Origin of the sequence: Staphylococcus sp. FSL W8-1207 (genome assembly GCF_038003745.1) — a bacterium.
GTDB lineage: Bacteria > Bacillota > Bacilli > Staphylococcales > Staphylococcaceae > Staphylococcus > Staphylococcus equorum.
The window spans coordinates 32,766-55,823 of record NZ_JBBOPU010000001.1 but is presented as its reverse complement, the minus strand read 5'-3'; the positions used below and the strand labels follow the sequence as shown (position 1 = coordinate 55,823).

The window sequence follows — 23,058 nt, the reverse complement described above, 5'->3', positions numbered from 1 at the left end:
ATTTATATAGATTAATTTATAAAGATTTTTAGATTAAAAGATAAATTATTCTTAATGATTATTGATAATTTGCTTTAGTTGTTCTAAAAATTGTCGTCTTTCCGGAATTGGAAAGATTGGATGAATATGGAATAAATTATAACCTGGTAAGAAATCATGTTCGATATTTTTTTCATTTAATAAGTTCGATAATTTCACTGCATCTGGATATAACGTTTCTTTTGTACCTATTGAAATCGTAATATGTCCTAAGCCATCTAATGAACCATTGATTGGAGAAACCCGCCAATCTGTTAATGCTGTATCACCTGTCCACAATTCTATGAAACACTGTGTACCTTTAATAGCCAACATAGGATCTATTTTTTCATACGCAGGTGCTTCAGGATTAGATAAGGTCACATCTAAAACGGGAGAAATCAATACAATGTGACTTGGCTGTTCTAATTCTAATGTTTTGATATATTGCGCAAATGATAATGCAATTTGACCGCCTGCAGAATCACCCATGATAATCACTTGTTGTGGATGTTCTACTTGAGCAATTATATTTATATAGATTTCAGTAAGCAATCCAAACGTTTCTTTGTAAGTTGCATGTGGTACTTTGGGATATACAGGCATAATGACCTTCGCGTCCAATTCATCTGCAAGTATATCTATATACTCAAAGTGCTTTTTGATAGGGTCTTGGACCCACGCACCTCCATGTAAATACAGTATAACTCGCTGCTGGCTATCTGCTTTATCATTCACTATATACGTCGTTGCATTTTGTATGGTTGTAGTTCGAACATCGTTTCGAAAGCTATAATCCGTGCCTTTGTGTGGCCCTTCTGTATCTCTCATCACAACTTTCAACATTTTCCTCGCATTTTCTACACTTTCAAATGGCTTTTTCATTTGTGTAGCTCTTATTGTTGCTTCATATAAAAAGCTTTTATAGCTACGTTTTTCTTTTACCTTAGCATAAAAGTAGGAAGTTATTACGCCAACACTCGTTAATCCTATAATTTTTTTAAACAAAATATATAACCTCCTCAATTCGTCTGATATATATTTTATAATAAAGAAGTTCATATTTTTAGTAAAAGCAATTATTTATATTCAATATTTTAATTTTATGTATATATCGTTGATTTCTCAACCTTACCTTGTCTTTTCGCCTGACATCTACAACATGCGCGTAGCATTAGGAATAAAATCCTAATCCAATATCATTGCCATATAGAGTTCATCATAGTAATGTTCATCCATATAAATGGATTCACGCTTAATACCTTCGATTTTAAATCCTAATTTTTCGTAAAAATTTATAGCAGGTGTATTCGATGTGATCACATTTAATTCTAAGCGTCTTAACCCCTTACGCTTTGCCCACCTAATTGTTTCATCAAACATTTTGTTGATAAACCTTGCTGTTGCTTATTATTAACAAGTCCTGTCATAATATAACCAATATGTTTCACCTTAAATAATGTACTAATATGTACAGAAAGATATCCTAAGATTTCATTGTCCTCTGTTTTAACACCAATATAAAAATTACGCTTAATATCATCAATAAATACTTCTTTATCAAAGCTACGTTCATCTGGCAAATACAACATATATTGCGTTTCTTGGTCGATTTTCTTCATACAAGTATATAGTTCCTCTGCTTCATCAGGACAGATTCTTTCTATTCGCATATACATCCCCCTATTGTACTATTAATATTCTTTATCATACATTATTCATAAGAAATATGAAACTTTTTATCTAATTACTCACATTTTTATTTTAAACAATTTAATTATTTTGTGTTATTAAAAGTATCAACAACACAAAGATGGACTCATTATCAATGCGTTTTTGTTCTATATGATGGCTTTTGATTTTGAGATAACCACATCATACGAATACTATCTGAAAGTGTAGCTTCAATTCTTCGTCCAGAAAATATAGATTGTGTATAGCATAAAGAATTACTTTCAATATCATTTTAGGGTGATAAGGTGATGCACTATTTAAGTGATTGAATTCGTAGAATTATGTTTCTGGGATTGTTTCAACAATTTGATTAACTGCATATGCGATATCATTGTTAGGAATCAAAATTTCAGTCTCCATTGGTAGTGTTAACTGAGTCATATTATAATTTTTATACATAAGACACCTCGTTTTAAAGTTATGTTAGAGTAACTTTAAAACGAGGTGTCTTATTTTTGTATTAATTTATATAATTGTACGCTACAATGCATTAATCTATACTTTGATACATCAAATTCAACTGATGTTCAAATCGTTGCATATCAATAAAGCGACCTTGTCTGTGCATTTCTTTTCCATCTAAATATATTAAATCTACTGGCACAGTAAATATCGATAGTTCACCAGCGATAGCTTCTAAATTACTTTGGTTTATAACCCCTAGTGACACATTAGGATATTCACCTACAAGTCCTTCTATTTGTGGTAACACTGCATGACAAACGCTACAATTGTCTCTCATTACATGTATAACCGCCAATTTATGATTGTTAACAAACGCGTGAAATGATTCTATCGTAGTCAATGTTCGCGTCATTTTTAAACACCATCCTCGTCACACAAATTGTATCTCATTATGAAACATTTTCAGATGAATAATCAACGTATTTGCTTCGAAAATACAATAACCCAATATTCTAAAATAGCTACTATCCTTTTAGCAATTGAACATATTATATTTTAAAATATAGCATACGACTATTATAGTGACTTGGTGTTTTTTAACAGTAATTGTTCGATACGCGTTCTTATCTCTTGCGTATAACCTTGTAAGCCACCTGTATGAATAAATAAAATGGATTGCTGATCATTATAATGACCTTGTTTTATTTCCTCAACAAGACCTCGAAAAGCTTTTCCAGTATATGTGGGATCTAATATTATTCCCTCTTGTTGCGCAATGTCGATATAAAACTGAAGTTCTTCATCCGTTGCTTGACCATATCCTAAACCAATATATTCGTCGTTGATTAAAATCGATTCAAACGAGGGCGTGTCCTTGTCTAAATCTTTAATAATCTCAATCACTTTATTTTTAAAGGTTTCAGCATTTTTGTTTACAGCATATCCAATGATTTGAGTCGCTAAATTATTACTCGTTTTGCCAAACCAAAGTCCAGCATATGTCCCACCAGAACCTACCGCTAAATTAATAGAATCAAACTGAACACCCATCATGATTTCTTGGTTTAATATTTCTTCATAAGTATTAATATAACCATGAGCGCCTATCCAGTCAGATGCGCCAGCAGGTATTTTAAATGGCGTTTTGCCAGCTTCTTCTAATTCTCTATACAATATTTCCATCGTTTCTTCTCTTGAAGCGCTAGGTTCTATAAAATGTATATGAGCGCCTAACATCGTTGACAAAAACAAATTCCCTTCATAGTACTTCTTAGTTCCTCTCAATATTAAATGGCATTCTATATTGTATTGCGCGCAGACAGCAGCAGTTGCACGCGCATGATTAGATGTGATTGCTCCAGTTGTAATGACTGTATCATAACCGTTATCTAATACATACTGTATTGTATATTCTAATTTCCTTACCTTATTGCCTGAAATTTCGGTTCCTGTATAGTCATCTCTTTTAATATAGATGTCTTTACCTAATGACTGACTTAGTGTTTCTAATTTATGAATAGGTGTCTTTAAATTCGCGATATTTAATTTTCTTTGTAGCATCATCGATTCCCCTTAATTAAAGTATAATATTTATTTTTTAGGTATAAACACTTCAGCTTCACTGTCATTTGGATAATAATAACCATTAGGGATGGTCTGTAATTCAATTAAACTCCCCCATGGCGTGCGTATATATACGGTTTTATTATTTGCTGTATCTTCATATTTTGTATTACTGTGTGGTGCCGAAATCGGTTCGCCTCCTGCTTGTTTCACTCGATTAAAAGTTGTTTCAAAATCATCTACGTAAAATGAAATATGTGTAAAACCAATATCTTGTAATGATGCCGGACTTTGCTGAGTAGCATCTTTGAATTCAAACATTTCTATATTAGGTCCATTATGAAACACCATCATGCGTTTTTTTATAATTTTTGCTCCTTGTTCTATATCTAAGACATGTTCTACAAATGAACCTGATCGCGAATCATCAGCTTTGGTTTGACTATCATAGGCTATCTTGCCATCCAAAGCTTCTTTGAAAAATGTAGTTGCAACTTCAATATCTGGTACCGTCAATCCAATATGGTTTATCCCTCTTGAGATATCCATATCCATCCCCCTTTCAATTGCAGTTAAAGTGTTCAATTTATTCTAGTGGAACTGTTCTTTTAATAATATATAACGGTTCATATCTCTAAATACTTCTCCATCGAATACATCTTGATAATCTGTAGCAACAAAAGAAAAGCCAACTTTTTCAGCAACTTTATTGCTTGGTATATTTCGAACATCGGTTAAATAGTCAATTTATTTAAGCTTAACGTTTCAAATGCATAATGGCACATATACTTCACGCACGTCGTTGTAATTTGCTTACCTGTATAATCTTCAGCAATCCAATAACCAATTTCTGCTTTGCGATTTTTCGTATCTATTTTATGTAAATCTATGGTACCTATAAGATCATCTTCATAATAAATAAGAAATAAACGACCTGTATTGTCTGCATGTTGTTGAATCATCATTGTCAAATATGCACTTTCGTCTTGTACTGTGACATCTTCTGTAATAAATTCTAGAAATGGTTCTAAGTGTGAAAAATTTTCTTTAATTGTTTGATATAATGCTTCAGCCATATTTGACTCTGGTGGCACAAGTGTTACTTTGGGCATCACTTGCATTGATGGTCTATAGTTCATAATTTCACCCTCATTTTTAATATAATCATAACTCCTATGATATTTATAATTTCAGAATATTTCAACATTTTATTTTGTAAAATAAAAAACAGTTCGAATTCTTATCAATTCGAACTGTTTGAGATGCTATATAATATGATTATTTAGTCTTGTTTAACTGTCATAATCAATTGTTGTGATTTCACTTCTGATACATCAGTTATTTCAAGTGTACGATTTTCTAAGTTTGTTAATATCAATGGTGTCACAATACTAGGTGCATTTGCTTTAATATAGTCTAAATCAACTTGCATTAGCTTTTGACCTTTTTTAATTGTGTCTCCTGTACTCACCATACTTTCAAAGCCAGAACCATCTAATTTAACAGTATCAATACCAATATGAATAAGTAATTCTATACCTTCATCTGACTCTATACCAATCGCATGTTTTGTAGGGAATATTGTTTTTACTGTACCGTCAAATGGTGCCACAATTTCTCCATCTTCAGGAACAAATCCTACACCATCACCCATCATTTTTTGAGCGAACACTTGGTCAGGTACTTCTGATAAAGGTATGATTTGACCTTTACCTGGTGAGTAAATTTCCACTTCATCCAAATCATCCATATGTGTAACTTTATTATCGTCTTCAACTGGTACTGTTGTTTCAGTTGGTTTTGTAATTTCACCTTTCATAATCATAGCCATATCATGCTTGATTTGATCGGATTTAGGACCGAATATTGCTTGCATATTATTACCTACTTCAAGCACGCCAGAAGCACCCAATTCTTTCAATCCAGCAACATCGACCTTACTCTTCTCTTTCACTTCAACACGTAGGCGTGTGATACAAGCATCAAGATGTTTAATATTCTCTTGGCCACCCATCGCATCTAATACTTCAAATGGTAATTCACTCGCTGTTGCTGTAGAAGCTTCAACTTGCTTGTCTTCACGACCAGGCGTTTTATAATTGAATTTTGTGATTAAGAATCGGAATACAAAGTAGTAAATTACTGCGTATACCAGTCCTACTGGAATCACAAGCCACCAATTTGTTTGGTTCGGTAACACGCCTAATAATACAAAGTCTATAAAACCACCTGAGAATGTATATCCTAAATGCACGTCTAATAGATACATAGTTAAGAACGCTAAACCATCCAGTATTGCATGAATAAAGAATAATAATGGCGCTACGAATAAGAATGAGAATTCTAATGGTTCCGTAATCCCTGTTAAGAACGAAGTTAAAGCTGCAGAACCCATCAAACCAGCCACAACTTTCTTACTTCCAGGTTTCGCTGTATGATAAATAGCCAAAGCTGCTGCAGGTAAGCCAAACATCATTACCGGGAATTCACCCTGCATAAATTTACCAGCTGTTAAATGACTTCCTTCACGAATTTGTTCTATAAAGATACGTTGGTCACCACGAATAATATCTCCTGCTGCGTTTGTCCATGAACCAAATTCAAACCAAAACGGTGCGTGGAAAATGTGATGTAAACCAAACGGTATTAATAAACGTTTGATAAAACCGAATAAGAATACAGATAAACCTGTATTGGCATCAAGTAACCCTTCACTAAATGCATTTAATCCTGTTTGAATAGTTGGCCATATTAAAGCCATCGGGAATGCTAATACAAAAGAAGTCAGTGCCATCATAATTGGCACAAAACGTTTACCAGCAAAGAACCCTAAATATGATGGTAATGAAATATTAAAGAATTTGTTATAACACCAAGCAGCAAGCGCCCCAATGATAATACCGCCAAACACCCCTGTTTGTAATGTTGGTATACCTAATACACTCGCATAACCACTCGCTGCATCATTTACGTTATCTGGTGACACATGTAAAAATGCACCCATCGTTTTATTCATAATGATATAGCCGACAAACGCAGCAATAGCTGCAACGCCGTCACCACCAGCTAACCCGATTGCAACACCCATCGCAAATATGATTGGCAAGTTATCGAATATAATACCACCTGCACCAGCCATCATTTCACCGATACTTTGAATTCCTCCATTTTGTATAAATGGAAGGTATTGTTGTAGGGATTCCCCTTGAATTGCTGTACCAATTGCTAGTAATAAACCAGCGGCTGGTAAAATTGCGACTGGTAACATTAACGCTTTACCAATACGTTGCAATTGTCCAAAAAACTTTTTAAACATACACATAAACATCCCTTCTCTATCTTTTTCGCCAAAACGCACACAAAAAGGCATGAGCAAACAGACTATTCCCGATAGTCGCTTTGTTTGCTCATGCCTGCTTAACCAGTAACACGCAATATGACGATTTGTTTTAATTTAGTATATACTATTTCAAAAATTTATACAATATCCATTCGCATTCTATTTTTCAAATTGTTATAACTTCTTTTCACTATGATGTGCAATCAGTAGCCGATTATTAATGCGATAGACATCCCGATACTACAAATTACTATCCATATCACAATTAATTTCCACGCAAATTTCAGCCATTGTGTATAAGTAATTTTCCCAACAGCTAACGCACCCATGAGTATTGCCGACGTTGGGAATAAAACATTGCTAATCGCATCGCCATATTGGAAGGCAAGCACAGTAACTTGTCTATTAATATTTAATAAGTCAGATATAGGTACCATTAAGGGCATTGTTGTTAATGCTTGGCCTGAACCTGATGGTATAAAGAAATTCAAGCAAAATTGTAATATAAACATTGCTATGATTACCATTGAAGAAGGTATATCTGCTAATAAAGTTGTCATGCCATATACAATTGTATCAATGACTTGACCATTCTCTAAAATCACAATAATACCTTTAGCAAAGCCGACAATCATTGCTCCAAATAGTATATCTTTCATACCTTCAATCATTGCATCGAAAGTGCCATTCATCCCTAGACCACCAATGAAACCTGCTAATAAACCTGCTAGTAAAAAGTTCGCACTCATTTCATTAAATGACCAACCATAAGTAAAAATACCATATACGTTTAATACAATCGCTGCAACGATTAAACCTAAACCTATTGCCTGTCTTTTTGTAAAGCGTGGTGTGGACATTTGGGTTTCTAGATTACTTTCTGCTTCTTCCAATTCATAAACAAGACTTTTAGTTTTATCCTTCTTAACTTTTCGAGCATAAAGCATTACTGTCATTATCGCGGCGCTTAAAATAAACAGATAGATGATTGTCCGTAGCCCCCAACCTGAAAACATGGGTAATTCAGCTACAGATTGCGCTACACCGACTGTAAATGGATTGAGCATACCACCTATAAATCCACTAGCTGCCCCAAGTATTACCATAGCAGCACCTGTAAGCGCATCATAGCCTAATGTTCGGGCGATAATGATACCAATTGGCACGAAAATAATCGTTTCTTCTGCTAGCCCAATAGAAAATCCTAGAATAGAAAAGATGGTCATTGTTAAAGGGATCATAAGCCCTTTATACGTTCCTAATGCTTGCATCGCTTTATTGACACCATTTTCAAATGCACCCGTCTTATGTACGATACCGAAGGCGCCACCTACTAAAAAGATGTAAAATACAATTTCTCCACCACTAATTAATCCTTCAGGTATCGCACGAAATATATCGAAAAATGATACACCATGTTGTGCTACTTCTTGATAAGATCCTGAAACAACTAGAGTTTGTCCATCTTTTTTCTCACGTGCAAACTCCCCTGCCGGAATTATGTATGTAAGTAAGCTTGAAAAAGCAATTATTATTAATAATAATGCATATGTATGTGGTGTTTTAAAACGATTTGATTTAAAAAATGATTTAAACATCACGTTCTTCCTTTCTTCTCTCAAACTTACATTCGTCGCTATTTGCTATTTATATACTTATATAGCCTATTTTATGCGAAATAAGCACTCATGTTAATTTTTTATACAAAGCTCCTAATATATAGACTAGTAACAGAGAACAGTGTACTCACTTCTATTCATATTTTACGCTGTAATTGTATACAAAAAAGCTTAATCTCTCAATATCAATTTTGAGAAATTAAACTTTTAACTTATATTCTGGAAGAAGGACGTTTCAGCCAAGAATTGTGCTTTCTCGAAACTGTTCGATAATACTCGCTTTTATTGTTTGACGAAAAAATTATCTATTTAAATGTTACTCATCTTCTTTAACTCGCATTAGTCTCATACCATTCAATGCCACAAGTAGCGTTGCACCCATATCTGAAAGTATCGCGATCCAAAGTGTTAACCATCCTGGAATAACTAAAAGCAATGCAATAATTTTTATTATTATTGCAAAAGTAATATTCGCTTTTATGATATTCAGCGTTTTACGGCTCAGTTTAATCGTAAATGGCAGCTTATTCAAATCATCTGCCATCAATACTACATCTGCCGTCTCAAGTGCTACATCCGTGCTTGCTCCGCCCATAGCGACACCGACTGTCGAAGCTGCTAAAGCTGGCGCATCATTGACACCATCTCCAACCATAGCCACGCGTTTATATTTGGATTTTAATTGTTTAATCACTTTAAGTTTATCTTCAGGTAGAAGTTCTGCTTTTATATCTGTAACACCAACTTGATTACCAATCGCCCCCGCAGTATTCTGGTTATCACCTGTTAACATGACAGTGTTTTCAATACTTACCTGATGTAGTTTGTGCAGTGCTTGTTGGCTCGTTTCTCGCACTTCATCAGCAACAGCAATTATGGCTTCAACACCTTTATCCGTTCCTGCTAGCATCACTGTTTTACCTTGCTCTTGAAGAGAAGAAATTAAATTTCTAAGTTTATTTTCAGAGTTATTTGCAGTTAATAACTCTGAAAACATTTTTGAATTCCCAACGTAAGTCATACGACCATCTATTCTACCTTTTATACCTTTACCTGTAATAGAAGAGAAATCTTCTACAATAAGATCTGAATAAGATATGTGTTCAGCATTCGCTTTACTCATAATTGCAGAAGCCAATGTATGTTGGGATCGATATTCTAATGCAGTAATAATGGACATTATTTCACGTTCATCCACTCGATTATTGATAACTTTGAAATCAGTCACGACTGGAACGCCTCTAGTCAAAGTGCCTGTTTTATCAAATGCAATTGCTTTCAGTGCTCCGATTTCTTCTAAGTAAATACCACCTTTGACAAGTACACCTTTCTTCGCAGCATTACCTATTGCCGATACTATGGCTATTGGTGTAGAAATAACAAGGGCACACGGGCATCCAACCACAAGAACTGCAAGCCCTTGATATACCCATTTATCCCAACTTGCTTCAAAGAATAGTGGTGGCAATAAAGCAACCATTGCCGCACTCATTATGATCACAGGTGTATAGTATTTTGCAAATTTATCTACAAATGCTTGTGACGGTGCACGTTCTGCTTGTGCTTCCTCCACGAGATGTATAATTTTGGATATTGTGGTATCTTCAACTCGTTTTGTAATTTTTACTTCTAGAAATCCTTCTTCATTTAGTGTGCCTGCATACACATCATCATCTTTATACTTTTCAACTGGGACAGATTCACCAGTGATTGCTGCTTGATTAATTGATGAGTAGCCATCAATTATAATACCGTCCATCGCAATTTTTTGACCTGGTTTTACAATCATAACATCCCCAACGACAATATCATCAACATGTACAGTCATTTCTTGGTTATCACGTTTGATTAAAGCCTTATTCGGGGCAACATCCATCAATGAAGTAATCGATGCTCTGGCTCGATCCATGGAGAATCGTTCTAATGATTCGCTAATTGAAAATAGAATCACCACAACTGATACCTCTGCCCATTCACCGATAATGACACCACCTATAACAGCAATTGTCATCAATGTTCTCATATCGAACTCTAATTGAATCAAATTCTTGAGACCAGTTGTTATCATGGAAGCGCCGCCGACAATCATTGATGTAATAAATAAAAGCGCCGTTATAATATTTTCATTTCCATTAATAAACATGGAAATAAAACCCAGCGACATAAATAATGCCGAATAGATTAATATACTATGTTTCTTATAAAACGGAATGTTTTCTTCTTGTTCATCTTTTGAATCCGAAGTTGTACGTGTTGTTGTTTTTGGTATTACTTTTAAATTTTCAAATGCACCGGCTTTTTCCAATTCTTCAATACTTACTTCACCCTGCACAGAGATTTGAGAGGCACCAAAATTAACACTTGCATCGTGTACATTAGGCAGTTTTTTAACATTATTTTCAAACTTCCCTGCGCAATTGGCACATGAAAAACCCTGTACTCGATATGTACTACTTTCTTTATTTGTTACTTTGTCTTGCTGCTCAGACATTAGCGCTCACTTCTTTCCTATGCGTTAATGCCATCATCATAATCTGCTTGATATGTTCATCATCCAGCGAATAGAAAGCCATTTTCCCTTCTTTTCTAAACTTGAGTATCCCTTGTTTATTAAGCGTACGAAGATGATGAGAGGCATTTGCGATCGTCACACCTATGATATTTGAGATATCGCATACACATAATTCTTCTTCCTGACATAAAGCATAAGTAATTTTAGCTCTATTTTCGTCTGCGATTGCTTTCAAAAGTTGAGAAACACCGCAAATATCTATATTTTGTAAATCATGCTGTACTTTATTAACCTTTTTTTCGTCATAACAGAAAACTTCACACGTTTCATTTTTATTCATATCTTCCAACCTCTCATTAAAGTATATATTTGAATATCATTATACATTTAACTCAATAGTCATTCAAGTGTAGACTTTAATGAATAAGGATATGTAACGCTAAAATTTTATGTAACATACTAAGTAAAAAATGGCAGTAATTTGTGCCGACTCCTGCGGGAAAAGCACTAGCCGAAGACTACAGGCTGAGGCTGTGCCCGCGGAAAGCGTGCACAAAAAAAGTGCCAACAAAGTCGGAGACTTTGTCGACACTCTGAAAGCTACCAAACATAAATCGTTTAATAGCTTAAAGTTAATATATTTAGAAGAAACGTTTTACCGCCGTTGACATTGGAGGTAACTCCTCTAGGTCTAATTTTCCATCTTCAGTAATTGATCTAAATGCCCATTTACCATAATTCATTGCTTCATCCATCACAATCTTGCCTGGTAATGGTGCTGCAGTTTCATCAACGTACACGTTGACAATTGTTGGACGGTCTTGCGACATTGCATCTTCAACTACTTCGTCAATTCTATTTGGGTCAGTTAATGTGTAACCAACGCCACCACAACTTTCAGCAAATTTTGCGTAATCAATATCAGTGAAATTAATTGCATATTCTAATTCACCAGCTGCTTGTTGTTCATATTTAATAAATGAAAGTTGTTGATTATTTAACACAAAGAACGTCATTGGTAAGTCATATTGTACTGCTGTTGCAAAGTCTTGCATTACCATTTGGAATGCACCATCACCAGCAATACCGACAACTTGACGATTAGGGTATGCTGTTTTAGCAGCAATGGCACCTGGCAATGCACAACCCATTGTACCTAACCAACTAGATACAATAAATTTATTGTTAACTGTTAAATTTAAATAACGTGTTGACCATACTGTTGATGTACCTACATCAATAGAAAAGATTGCATCGTCTGTTCTTACTTGGTTAATTGCATCCATTAGACGTTCTGGTCTAATGGGTTTACTGTTATCTTCTAAATCTTTTGCCATCCATGCATCCCAAGTTGCTTTTCTTTCTAATGTTTTCGTTAAGAAATCACGTTCTGATACATGTTTTACTGAATCTGTTAATTGTAGCAATGATAATTTACTGTCACCAACAATGCCCACATTCACATCAAAACGATGGCCAATATTTTCAGCATTGTTATCAATTTGAATTGCTTTAATATTTTTCTTAGGTAAATAATCCACATAAGGATAATTCGTACCTATCATGATTAATAGGTCGGCATCTTGTATTGTTTGGTAAGATGTTTTCGTTCCGATTTTACCTAGATTACCAATATTATAAGGATGCGCATCCGCTAATAAACCTTTCGCAGGTAGCGTGATAATTGAAGGTATTTTCACCGCTTCAATAAATTGAAGTAGTTCATCTTTGGCATGCTTAGCACCCATACCGACAAGTACTACCGGACGTTTACTTTTATTGATAAGCTTAGTTGCTTTTTTAATACTACGTGGTTTTGGTGTTACACGTGCTGGTGGTGCAGTGTCCACTTTTGTATTTGTTGTATCTTTAACTTTATTTGTTAATAAGTTATTCGGTAAGATTAATACGGCTACACCTTTTTTCTCATATGCAGTACGAATCGCTTCATTGACAATACCAAATATATCTTTGTCATTTTCAGATATTTGACGGTTATAGACTGACACGTCATCAACTAATTTGCTAATATCTGTTTCTTGGAATGCTTTCGTACCTAAAGCTGTACTATCTGTTTGACCAGCTAAAATAAGTTGAGGTACATTGTCCATTTTCGCATCATACATACCGTTAAGTAAGTGAATTACACCAGGTCCACCAATACTTAAAGCTACTCCAATTTTGCCAGTCACTTTCGTATAACTTGAAGCAGTTAGACTTGCAACTTCTTCGTGTCTAACATTAACAAATTTAATATTATTTCTAACTGTTCTTAAACTATCTACGACTGCATCTATAGAATCTCCTGGAATACCATATAAATGATCAATATCCCATGCTTGCAACGCTTTTACTAATGCTTCATTTGCTTTAATTTTTGCCATTTTTAAAATAGCTCCTTTCAAATTTCAATCATTTTAAATCGTTGATTCTTCTGATGTTGTTTGCAGTAAAATATCTAGTTCGTTTTAAAACTTAATATAATAAGAGGACGAGTATCGGTAATACAATAGAACTTAAAACGGCTGTTAAAATCATACCGATAGAACTAAAAGCCCCCGACTCACCATCTATTTCAAATGCTTGTGCCGTACCGAATGCATGAGATGCATTACCGTACGTTAAACCTTTTGCAATAGCGGTCTTAAATCTTCCCACTTTTAATAAATAAGACCCTAATATACTACCAATTAACCCTGTCGCGACGATAAACATAACAGTAATCGTATCTACCCCGCCCAGTTGGTTTGAAACTTCTATACCAACTGCGGCAGTCATAGAGCGTGGTAACATCGTCATAATAACTTCTCTTGAATAACCTAATATTTTCAATAAGCAAAATATAAACACAAAGTTTAATATCACTGCTGAGAAGACACTACTGAATATGATATTGGCATGTTTTAATATTTTATGACGGTTCTGATATAATGGAAAAGCTAAACAAACCACCGTACAGTTTAATAGATAATTAATCCATTGACCGCCAACCATATAACCTTGATAATCTACATTAAATAGAAGCAAGATCGTAATAATACCAATAGAAGATATGAGTGCTGGATTTAAAAACGGGTTTTTAAATTTTTGCTGTAATTTTTTAGCTCCAGCATACATAACAATTGTTAAGACAATCATTATCAAAGCATTTAAAAGTGTCATCTAATCTTCTCCATTCCCATATTCCGTAGTTCTAACCATTTTCTCCGCTATAAACCCTGAAATTAAAGCAACACAGCAAGTTCCTAAAATAATCATTGCGAAGAATAAAATGAAATTTAAATTAATCTCAGATACGACATCCATGACCCCTACAACGGAAGGTACAAAGAAAAATACCATAGTTGTTAAGAAAAAATTCGAACCTTTACTAACCCATTGTGATGGGATAATTTTAAATTGTAGTAAGAGAAAAAATAAAATTAAGCCTACGATGCTTCCTGCAATTGGAATGTGCAGAACACTTTGCAAGACATTTCCAGCATACGTAATAGCCATAATCATTAATATTTGAAATAAAACTCTAACTACCTTTAGTGACATCTGCATTTTTATCAATCCCTTTATCGTCATTTTTATTTGGTGTTTTATTGATTACATATACTAGTATAAGCCCGTACGTAATATAATAAAAATATTGATTATCAATGACACCTATTACTTTTTTTCATGTAAGCGATTGAATACATTATATTTCATTATATTAAACAATAATAATGAAACTTTAAATACTCATGCTTTTCATTCAACAGCCCCTGCTATTTCGGCACTTACATGACTTTACATTTGATTATTTATGCTGTTGCAAACAAAAAAGAGAGCAGGAAGAAATCAAAACTTGATTTCTTCCTACTCTCATAAGACTGACTAAAGTCATAACCAACCTATATAGGTATTTTTATAACCTTTGTTTCATAAATTCAATCCACTTTTTAGTCGCATGACTTAAATATTTTTCCTTTTTCCATATAACGCCTAACTCCCAACGCATTGCTGGGTCATCAATTTTTATACTTTTAAAATTACCATCAAGTAAATTCACAATATTCTCTGGTAAGATACTCACACCAAGATGTGCGCTTAATAAATTTTCAATAAAGTTCCACTGAGAAATTTTAGAAATTGTATTTGGCACAAATCCTGAATTTTTAGCCGCTTCAATAATTTTGTCATTTAAATAGAAATCTTCATTAAATAGTATAAAGTCCTCTTCTTTTAACATACTCATGTTTATTTGTTCATAATTCGCTAATCTATGCTCTTTATTCAATACGAGTCTCAATTCTTCCTCATATAACAACACAGAGTGAAAAATGGACTGATCCACTGGAATTGTGGTAATACCAATATCAATCTCATCTTTAATTAACTGAGTCTCAATCATCTTCCCACCATTTTCCACTAAATTGTATGTAACATTTGGGTATTTTTGATGAAACTCACCAAGTATATGAATAAACTTATTCATGTTCATCACTGCAGACAAACCTATACTGATATGACCTGTTTCTAAACCAAGTAGACTATTAACCTCTCTAGGCAAATCATTATAGAGCGTTAAAATTTCTTTGCTTTTCTGATAAAACACCCTACCAGCATCAGTCAATGCAAGTTGTCGTTTACTGCGGTCGAAAAGTGTCATGTTCAATTCTTTTTCTAAATCTTTTATCGCTTTACTAATCGTTGGCTGAGCAATATATAAAGATTTGGAAGCATTTGTCATACTATTTTGATTTACAACTTCAACAAAGTACTTCATCTGTTTAATATCCATGCACGTACTCCTCTACTTGAAACATAATTAATACTTTCAAGTATACGTTTAAATTTTAATTTTTCAATATCAACTCATTACAAAAACATTAATACACAGACCATTGTTATTTTTAAATAACTATCACAAACGAACAAATCAACGTGAAAAATGCACTCCTAAAAAATTGAAACTAAATTCAACTTTGGAGCGCATTTATTTTTCAATATATTCGGACAATTTTAATTAATCAGAAATATATGTTTATACACTTAATTCATATTATATTGTTTAGCTTACTAACCTTGAATTAGATACAACTGTTACAAATCAACGTGTTGACTGCTTTTAAATCAAATTGCTGCATTATGTTAGGTTCGCCTCTTCTTCTTCTTTTCTATTTTGTTCAATTTCTTCTTTACTTAATCCTATAATTTTAAAACCAATATACCCAAATATAATAGATATGACTGGTACTGTATAATTTAAAATTGCATAAGGCGCATATTCTATAACAGACACACCTAATGTCGAAGCAATAAATACACCACAAGTATTCCATGGTACAAACACAGACGTTAACGTACCGCCATCTTCTAAAGCTCTGGATAAGTTTTTAGCATGTAAATTTTTCTTTTTAAATGCCCCTGCGTACATTCTGGATGGGACGATAATTGATATGTATTGTTCCGAACATGTAAAGTTTGTACCAATACATGACACTATAACAGATGCAATTAATGATCCAGTAGATTTAGCAAATTTTAAAATAACCGAAATTAATGCAGTTAACATGCCTGAATATTCAAGCACACCGCCAAATGTCATTGCGACAAGTGTAAGTGAAATCGTATAGAACATTGATTCTAATCCACCACGGTTAAATAATTCATCAACGAGTTCATTACCAGATTCAATCGTGTAACCTGTTTGTAATGCTGTTAATCCATCTACAATCGAGTCACCTTGTATAAACAGTTGCGCGAAGAACCCTAATATAATACCTACGCAAATCGCTGGTATTGCTGGTACTTTGACTACTACAAGTGCGATGACTGCCAATGGTACTATGAGCAACCACGGTGTAATCACAAAACTATCTTGCATCGTAGTCAGTATTTCATCTATATTTTTGGTGTCAAAGTTTTTATCACCAAAACGTATACCTATAAAGAAAAATGCAACTAGTGATATCACCAAAGCTGGTATCGTTGTAAAAAACATGTGTTGAATATGTTCAAATAAATTAACACCAGACAAACCAGAAGCTAAATTTGTCGTATCAGATAATGGACTCATTTTATCACCAAAGTAAGATCCACAGATGACTGCGCCTGCAACCATACCTGGCGAAATACCCATGCTCAGGCCAATACCCATAGATGCTACACCTACTGTCGCCATTGTAGACCAACTACTACCTATAGCTAATGCCACAATACCACATAGCACAATTACTACGACTAAAAAGTATCTTGGGTCGATTAATTGCAGTCCGTAATAAATCATAGTAGCTACTACACCACTACCTATCCATGAACCAATTACTAAACCTACGAGAATAATGATTACTATAGCCGGTAATGCATGTCGAATCCCCTTATACATCATTTCCTCTACTTCGCTAAATGCGTATCCATGTAACATGGTTATAATAATCGCAACTGCCGTACCAATCATTAATGGTATATGAGGCTCTTTCTCAAGCACCGCTACCGTTAATAACATTGAAGTTATCATAATGATTAAAGTAATTAAAGCAGATGTAAGTCCTAATTCTTTCTTTGTTCTAATCTTTTCGCCATTATTTTTAGATTTCTTATTAAAAATAGTAGGCACCTCCCCTTTGTTATTTTATATCATACTTAACTTTTTATGCGCTTTCAACAGCGTATTTATTATTTAAAGGTAGTTATTATCACATTTGTAGTTATTTTACATCATTCAAACCACTTTTTTTATACAGATAGGCCACTATTTTTTACAACTCGCTTTTTTAAAACAACAAGTCACATCATATTCCTCCAATCTTAATTAAAGGGAATGACTATGTATTAAAAACATTAATATAGAAAAAATGTAACTCCGAGTCGAAGTTACATTTTTTCTATATCTGTTTATTCAATTAAATTTAATGAAATTGGTAACTCTGATGTCCCTTGGCAAAACCTTTAGCAGTAAATAACCAAGAGTCCCCACCCATTTCTATATCGTTCGCACTAATAATTAATTGATCTGTACCAGGAATAAAGGCAGGATGCGTTGATCTCAACATATGCCCTTGGTCACGCCCTGGTATCAAGATTTGACCTATTGGATAACCTTTTTTATTAAAAACAAGTACTCTTCCTTGAACATACATTGCAACATAAAGGTTGTCATCGCTATCAATGCAACAAGAGTCTGGACCTTCATGTCCTGTGAAGTGATAAGGAATAGAGGCTCCAAATGGTGCAATCGTAACACCATCATCCAATAAATCTATGCGATGTAATCGATTTGCATTTGTCTCTGTAACCCACAATGTTTTTTCATCAGTACTTAAGGCCACACCATTGGCCACAGCAAGATTCTGAATGACAGGTGTGATCGTTTTATAATCTGGTGACACATAGTAAACGCCACCTTTAGGATTTGTAGAATAACCACGGAAATCTGTAAAATAAAATCCACCTTTACTATCAAATACTAAATCGTCAACACAATATTCAGTATCAATATCTGAAACAATTGGAACTTCTTGTTCACCTTCTGAATTTACTGCAAAGATACCTCCTGAGCTTTCAAAATCCCCCAAATAACAAACAAAAAGTCTTCCATCTTTATGTATTTTAACTGCTGCTGGATTTTGTTTTTGTGATTGAAATAGTGTTGTTACTTTTTTCTCTGGCAGGTCTACGTGAAAGATTGTACCTCCAAATACTTCACATAAAAGTAGATTCCCATCTTTATTAAAGCATAGCCCTTCAAGTTGTAAACCTTCATCAGAGATTTTTAGCCATTGTTCTGCCGTAACCGTTTGGATATCCGCTTCATGTGAAAGTATTGGCACAGCTGTACTTGCATTCCCTTTATATGATAATGCCGGAATGTTGTTGTTTTCCATTATTCATACCCCTTTTCTACTTTTTCTTATATAACAAGTATATGATAGTATTTTCTTAAAATAAAATCATAACCATAGCATTGGATAATAGAAATAGCGTTTTAACAATTTAACCAGAGATATTTATTTCTCTTCAAACTAAGCACGCTAAAGGGGAGTGGACATTATCGTGTCTCACTCCCCTAATACATCCACCTATGATTCAATTATACCTTTCACATTGAAGGTACTTTATATATACTAATTCTATTTGTTCTCTCTTAATTGATCTAGCAATTGTTGTGCTGTAGCTGTATTGGCTCTTGGCTCATCTTTCAACATATCTGCGATTTGTGCGATTTCTTTACCTTCTGCACCCACAACAATGGCTAACGATTTATACTGTAAGCTCATATGTCCTTTTTGGATACCTTCTGATACTAATGCACGACAAGCAGCAAAGTTTTGTGCCAAGCCAACAGCAGCAACTACATGTCCAAGTTGTTCAGCGGAATCTACTTTCATTAAATCTAGCGCTGTTTTAGCAATTGGTAACACTTTTGTACCGCCACCGGCTGTCGCTAATGTCATAGGAACTTCAATCGTCCCAACTAATGTCTGACGTTGCTCATCATAATGCCATGTTGCTAAGCCACGATACTGTCCATCTTTACTTGCATATGCATGTGCGGTTGCTTCAACACCACGTGTGTCATTACCTGTTGCTAAGACAACAGCGTGGATACCATTCATTACACCTTTATTATGTGTCGCTGCACGGTGAATATCTACTTGTGCTAATACAGAAGCACGTTCCATACGTTTCGCTACTTCTTGTCCATTGCGGCCATCTTTGGATAAAGCAGAAACTTCTATTTCACCTTGTACTTTAACTACAGACGCTGTCGCATGGTTAGATAAAATACTCATTAAAATATCAATATTGTCTAATTCATTTTTCAAATAAGCTGTAATACCTTCTAAAATTGTATTCAGCATGTTCGCACCCATAGCATCTTTTGTATCTACAAATACTTTTAATGACAATAAGCCTTCCGCTGAAAACGTATCAATTTCTATGCGGCGGTAGCCCCCGTCTCTTTCTAAAATTGAAGGATATACTTCATCAGCAATTTGTTTAATTTGTGATTCCAACTGATTAATTTTTTGTGCAAGTGCCTGTGTATCATTTACGCTATCAAATACAATTTGGCCAATCATTAAACGTTCACTAGATACCACTTTGAAACCACCAGTTTGATTGACAAGTTTAGCACCATAGCTTGCAGCTGCAACAACTGAAGGTTCTTCTACCATCATTGGCACGACAAATGGTTTTTGATCAACAATAATTTCAGGTAGTAATCCTACAGGTAAAGAACCTTGACCAATTACATTTTCAATCAAACTATTCGCAATCTCTTCAGGAATAAGCGGGTTATTTAGCAATACCGCTTTATTTTCATTGCTCAACCAGCCTTTTTGAACAAGTTGCTCTAATTTCTCTTCACGAGATAAATGACGAAATGACTTATCTAATGCTTCCATTATTTATGCCTCTTTTCAATTTCTAGTGCTATACCTAAGCCGCCGCCAATACAAGCTGTAGCGATACCATTTTGTTTATCCTCTTGTGACAATACATTCACAAGTGTCGTTACTAAGCGTGTACCAGTTGCACCGATTGGGTGACCTAGTGCAATCGCACCACCATATAAATTGAGTTTCTCTTCAGCTATGCCTAAATTATCTCGAACAGGGATACTTTGTGATGCAAATGCTTCAGTCATTTCAACTACATCTACGTCATCAATATGTTTACCTGTCTTATCTAATAATTTCGTAACTGCATGATATGGTGCATATCCCATATAATCAGGGTCACAACCTATTTCAGCGTGTTCTCCTAGAAGCGCTAAAATTTCATAGCCTTGTTCTTTTGCATAAGCTGCGTCCATTAAGATAATAGTTGAACCACCATCATTAATACTAGATGCATTACCACCAGTAACTGTGCCATTTTCCTTAAAAATTGTTTTTAAAGTTGCAAGCTTTTCTATACTCGTATTGCCACGTATACCTTCATCACTTGTCATCCATTCGCCATTTACGTCTTTTAAAGGTACAATTTCATTATCAAATTTGCCCGCTTCAGTCGCTTGATGTGCTTTTTGATGAGAATCATTTGCAAATTTATCTTGTTGCTCACGTGTTACATCGTATTTTTCAGCTATTTTTTCTGCTGTGATGCCCATTGGCACATTTGAAAAAGCATCTGTTAAACCGTCATGCATAAAGCTTTGAACAGGTGATTCTCCTTCTTTCAAAATAAGTTGTGGTGCGTTCGTCATACTTTCTACGCCACCAACTGCAACTACTTTCGCTTCTCCCAATTGGATTGCTTGTTTACCGAGAATAATTGATTTTAATCCTGAACCACAAACTTCATTAATCGTCATAGCTGGCGTCGTATTCGGTACACCTGCATTGATACTAATTTGACGGGCTGGGTTTTGTCCGCTTCCACTTTGTAACACATTGCCATAAATGACTTGATCTATTGTATTTGGGTCTAATTTAATTGCTTCTATTGCTGCTTTTAATGTTTTCTTTCCAAGTTCAACTGCTGAATAATTACTTAATTTCCCTTTAAATCTTCCAATTGGTGTACGTTTTGCACTTACGATTGCTATTTTATTCATTTTCAATCTCCTTTATTTACAGTTAATTTTAAATCATTGTATTTTATAAGCGTGATTTGGTATGATACAGGTGCTTATTTATATATAGAAAGGTGTCGATACGCTTTATGACAATTGGTATTGATCAAATTAATTTTTACGTTCCAAGATTTTATGTAGACATGGCTAAACTTGCAGAATCACGCCAAGTTGACCCAAATAAATTTCTACTTGGCATTGGCCAAAATGAAATGGCAGTTAGTCCAGTAAGCCAAGATATTGTTACAATGGGCGCAAATGCCGCAAAAGACATCGTTACTGATGAAGATAAAAAACAAATCAGTATGGTTATCGTTGCAACAGAATCTGCAATTGATTCTGCGAAAGCTTCAGCAGTACAAATACATAACTTGCTTGGCATTCAACCATTTGCACGTTGTATTGAAATGAAAGAAGCTTGCTATGCTGCAACACCAGCAATTCAATTAGCTAAAGATTATTTAGCACAACGTCCAGATGAAAAAGTATTAGTTATCGCTAGCGATACTGCACGTTACGGTTTAAACTCTGGTGGCGAACCTACACAAGGTGCAGGTGCAGTTGCTATGATAATATCACAAAACCCACGAATTCTTGAATTAAATGATGACGCAGTTGCATTCACTGAAGATGTCTATGATTTTTGGCGTCCAAGTGGACAACCTTATCCTCTCGTTGATGGCGCATTGTCAAAAGACGCTTACATTCACTCGTTCCAAGAAAGCTGGAATGAATATGCTCGTCGCTACAATAAAACATTAGATAATTTTAAATCATTATGTTTCCACGTACCATTTACTAAAATGGGTAAAAAAGCACTTGACTCAATTTTAACAGATTCTGTTGATGAACAAACAAAAGCACGCTTAACTTCTGGTTATGAAGATGCTACATATTATAATCGTTATGTAGGTAACATCTACACTGGATCTTTATACTTAAGTTTGATTTCATTATTAGAAACGCATGACCTTTCTGGCGATGATACAATCGGACTCTTCAGTTACGGTTCAGGTTCTGTAGGCGAGTTCTTTAGCGGTAAAATTGTAAAAGGCTACCAAGATGCACTTGATATTCAAGGACATAAAGACCTTTTAAACAATCGTACTGAAATTTCAGTTGAAACGTATGAATCATTCTTTAAACGTTTTGATAATTTAGAATTCGATCACGAAACTGAATTAGCTGATGAACCAAAAAATATTTTCTATCTTGAAAGTATTAATGATCATATCCGTAATTATAATACCTTAAATTAAATCTGAAATCACTTAATCGTATCATGATTAAGATGCATAATTTAAATTAC

Annotated in this window: 20 protein-coding genes and 1 pseudogene; 1 reads left to right on the top strand and 20 read right to left on the bottom strand. The window is 34.4% G+C overall.

Annotated elements, in window-relative coordinates:
• Positions 1-51: 51 nt before the first annotated feature.
• The 20 genes and pseudogenes from NSR03_RS00250 to NSR03_RS00155 form a co-directional block, all read right to left on the bottom strand.
• The gene (locus NSR03_RS00250) at positions 52-1,026 is read right to left on the bottom strand and encodes an alpha/beta hydrolase fold domain-containing protein (RefSeq protein ID WP_069813416.1); all 975 of its coding nucleotides are present in this window, start codon (positions 1,024-1,026) and stop codon (positions 52-54) included.
• Positions 1,027-1,206: 180 nt separating this feature from the next.
• On the bottom strand, positions 1,207-1,401 hold the full coding sequence (locus tag NSR03_RS00245; protein ID WP_226956842.1) for a GNAT family N-acetyltransferase: 195 nt from the start codon (positions 1,399-1,401) through the stop codon (positions 1,207-1,209).
• Complete coding sequence (locus NSR03_RS00240; RefSeq protein ID WP_256092526.1) at positions 1,359-1,691, bottom strand: hypothetical protein; 333 nt, start codon at positions 1,689-1,691, stop codon at positions 1,359-1,361. The genes NSR03_RS00245 and NSR03_RS00240 overlap by 43 nt, the downstream gene beginning before the upstream one ends.
• 164 nt (positions 1,692-1,855) lie before the next feature.
• Positions 1,856-2,151: pseudogene (locus tag NSR03_RS00235) on the bottom strand (transposase); the annotation flags it as partial.
• 91 nt (positions 2,152-2,242) lie between these two features.
• On the bottom strand, positions 2,243-2,569 hold the full coding sequence (locus tag NSR03_RS00230; protein WP_021338614.1) for a thioredoxin family protein: 327 nt from the start codon (positions 2,567-2,569) through the stop codon (positions 2,243-2,245).
• Between the two features lie 164 nt (positions 2,570-2,733).
• Positions 2,734-3,717: a D-cysteine desulfhydrase family protein gene (locus NSR03_RS00225; RefSeq protein ID WP_069813418.1), complete on the bottom strand. Its 984-nt coding sequence runs from the start codon at positions 3,715-3,717 to the stop codon at positions 2,734-2,736.
• A 30-nt stretch (positions 3,718-3,747) separates the two neighbouring features.
• Positions 3,748-4,269, bottom strand: coding sequence for a VOC family protein (locus NSR03_RS00220; protein ID WP_069813420.1), 522 nt, complete (start codon positions 4,267-4,269; stop codon positions 3,748-3,750).
• 185 nt (positions 4,270-4,454) lie between these two features.
• Entirely contained in the window at positions 4,455-4,859 is a 405-nt protein-coding gene (locus tag NSR03_RS00215) for a GNAT family N-acetyltransferase (RefSeq protein WP_256092525.1), read from the bottom strand.
• Positions 4,860-5,002: 143 nt separating this feature from the next.
• Positions 5,003-7,036 carry a glucose-specific PTS transporter subunit IIBC gene (gene ptsG, locus NSR03_RS00210; protein ID WP_002506657.1) on the bottom strand — a complete coding sequence of 678 codons (2,034 nt, stop codon included), beginning with the start codon at positions 7,034-7,036 and terminating at the stop codon, positions 5,003-5,005.
• Positions 7,037-7,263: 227 nt separating this feature from the next.
• Complete coding sequence (locus NSR03_RS00205) at positions 7,264-8,658, bottom strand: YfcC family protein (RefSeq protein WP_069813422.1); 1,395 nt, start codon at positions 8,656-8,658, stop codon at positions 7,264-7,266.
• 337 nt (positions 8,659-8,995) lie between these two features.
• Complete coding sequence (locus NSR03_RS00200; protein WP_069821037.1) at positions 8,996-11,170, bottom strand: heavy metal translocating P-type ATPase; 2,175 nt, start codon at positions 11,168-11,170, stop codon at positions 8,996-8,998.
• Entirely contained in the window at positions 11,163-11,531 is a 369-nt protein-coding gene (locus NSR03_RS00195) for an ArsR/SmtB family transcription factor (protein ID WP_069813426.1), read from the bottom strand. The genes NSR03_RS00200 and NSR03_RS00195 overlap by 8 nt, the downstream gene beginning before the upstream one ends.
• Positions 11,532-11,832: 301 nt before the next feature.
• Positions 11,833-13,575 (bottom strand): pyruvate oxidase, encoded by a 1,743-nt coding sequence (locus tag NSR03_RS00190; protein ID WP_002506655.1) that lies wholly within the window; start codon positions 13,573-13,575, stop codon positions 11,833-11,835.
• 91 nt (positions 13,576-13,666) lie between these two features.
• Positions 13,667-14,353, bottom strand: coding sequence for an LrgB family protein (locus NSR03_RS00185; RefSeq protein ID WP_002511541.1), 687 nt, complete (start codon positions 14,351-14,353; stop codon positions 13,667-13,669).
• Positions 14,354-14,740: a CidA/LrgA family protein gene (locus tag NSR03_RS00180; RefSeq protein ID WP_021338622.1), complete on the bottom strand. Its 387-nt coding sequence runs from the start codon at positions 14,738-14,740 to the stop codon at positions 14,354-14,356.
• A gap of 349 nt (positions 14,741-15,089) precedes the next feature.
• Positions 15,090-15,965, bottom strand: coding sequence for a cidABC operon transcriptional activator CidR (cidR, locus tag NSR03_RS00175; protein WP_002506652.1), 876 nt, complete (start codon positions 15,963-15,965; stop codon positions 15,090-15,092).
• Between the two features lie 345 nt (positions 15,966-16,310).
• Positions 16,311-17,783 carry a Na+/H+ antiporter NhaC gene (gene nhaC, locus NSR03_RS00170; protein WP_021338623.1) on the bottom strand — a complete coding sequence of 491 codons (1,473 nt, stop codon included), beginning with the start codon at positions 17,781-17,783 and terminating at the stop codon, positions 16,311-16,313.
• A 292-nt stretch (positions 17,784-18,075) separates the two neighbouring features.
• Positions 18,076-19,050, bottom strand: a complete 975-nt coding sequence (locus NSR03_RS00165) for an SMP-30/gluconolactonase/LRE family protein (RefSeq protein WP_069813428.1) — start codon at positions 19,048-19,050, stop codon at positions 18,076-18,078.
• A 246-nt stretch (positions 19,051-19,296) separates the two neighbouring features.
• Positions 19,297-20,577 carry a hydroxymethylglutaryl-CoA reductase, degradative gene (locus NSR03_RS00160; protein ID WP_069813429.1) on the bottom strand — a complete coding sequence of 427 codons (1,281 nt, stop codon included), beginning with the start codon at positions 20,575-20,577 and terminating at the stop codon, positions 19,297-19,299.
• Positions 20,577-21,731, bottom strand: coding sequence for a thiolase family protein (locus NSR03_RS00155; protein ID WP_069813431.1), 1,155 nt, complete (start codon positions 21,729-21,731; stop codon positions 20,577-20,579). Before NSR03_RS00155 ends, NSR03_RS00160 begins: the two co-directional genes overlap by 1 nt.
• A gap of 107 nt (positions 21,732-21,838) precedes the next feature.
• Between NSR03_RS00155 and NSR03_RS00150 the strand changes: the two genes are divergently transcribed.
• Positions 21,839-23,008, top strand: a complete 1,170-nt coding sequence (locus NSR03_RS00150; protein ID WP_002506647.1) for a hydroxymethylglutaryl-CoA synthase — start codon at positions 21,839-21,841, stop codon at positions 23,006-23,008.
• Positions 23,009-23,058: the final 50 nt, after the last annotated feature.

What these genes read in the sequence shown, in the direction of transcription:
- NSR03_RS00160 (WP_069813429.1), bottom strand. Translation starts at nt 20,577, where the DNA reads ATGGAAGCATTAGATAAGTCATTTCGTCATTTATCTCGTGAAGAGAAA.
- NSR03_RS00230 (WP_021338614.1), bottom strand. Translation starts at nt 2,569, where the DNA reads ATGACGCGAACATTGACTACGATAGAATCATTTCACGCGTTTGTTAAC.
- NSR03_RS00195 (WP_069813426.1), bottom strand. Translation starts at nt 11,531, where the DNA reads ATGAATAAAAATGAAACGTGTGAAGTTTTCTGTTATGACGAAAAAAAG.
- NSR03_RS00150 (WP_002506647.1), top strand. Translation starts at nt 21,839, where the DNA reads ATGACAATTGGTATTGATCAAATTAATTTTTACGTTCCAAGATTTTAT.
- NSR03_RS00240 (WP_256092526.1), bottom strand. Translation starts at nt 1,691, where the DNA reads ATGCGAATAGAAAGAATCTGTCCTGATGAAGCAGAGGAACTATATACT.
- NSR03_RS00155 (WP_069813431.1), bottom strand. Translation starts at nt 21,731, where the DNA reads ATGAATAAAATAGCAATCGTAAGTGCAAAACGTACACCAATTGGAAGA.
- NSR03_RS00165 (WP_069813428.1), bottom strand. Translation starts at nt 19,050, where the DNA reads ATGGAAAACAACAACATTCCGGCATTATCATATAAAGGGAATGCAAGT.
- NSR03_RS00220 (WP_069813420.1), bottom strand. Translation starts at nt 4,269, where the DNA reads ATGGATATCTCAAGAGGGATAAACCATATTGGATTGACGGTACCAGAT.
- NSR03_RS00180 (WP_021338622.1), bottom strand. Translation starts at nt 14,740, where the DNA reads ATGCAGATGTCACTAAAGGTAGTTAGAGTTTTATTTCAAATATTAATG.
- cidR (WP_002506652.1), bottom strand. Translation starts at nt 15,965, where the DNA reads ATGGATATTAAACAGATGAAGTACTTTGTTGAAGTTGTAAATCAAAAT.
- NSR03_RS00190 (WP_002506655.1), bottom strand. Translation starts at nt 13,575, where the DNA reads ATGGCAAAAATTAAAGCAAATGAAGCATTAGTAAAAGCGTTGCAAGCA.
- ptsG (WP_002506657.1), bottom strand. Translation starts at nt 7,036, where the DNA reads ATGTTTAAAAAGTTTTTTGGACAATTGCAACGTATTGGTAAAGCGTTA.
- NSR03_RS00185 (WP_002511541.1), bottom strand. Translation starts at nt 14,353, where the DNA reads ATGACACTTTTAAATGCTTTGATAATGATTGTCTTAACAATTGTTATG.
- NSR03_RS00245 (WP_226956842.1), bottom strand. Translation starts at nt 1,401, where the DNA reads ATGTTTGATGAAACAATTAGGTGGGCAAAGCGTAAGGGGTTAAGACGC.
- NSR03_RS00215 (WP_256092525.1), bottom strand. Translation starts at nt 4,859, where the DNA reads ATGAACTATAGACCATCAATGCAAGTGATGCCCAAAGTAACACTTGTG.
- NSR03_RS00205 (WP_069813422.1), bottom strand. Translation starts at nt 8,658, where the DNA reads ATGTTTAAATCATTTTTTAAATCAAATCGTTTTAAAACACCACATACA.
- NSR03_RS00200 (WP_069821037.1), bottom strand. Translation starts at nt 11,170, where the DNA reads ATGTCTGAGCAGCAAGACAAAGTAACAAATAAAGAAAGTAGTACATAT.
- NSR03_RS00225 (WP_069813418.1), bottom strand. Translation starts at nt 3,717, where the DNA reads ATGCTACAAAGAAAATTAAATATCGCGAATTTAAAGACACCTATTCAT.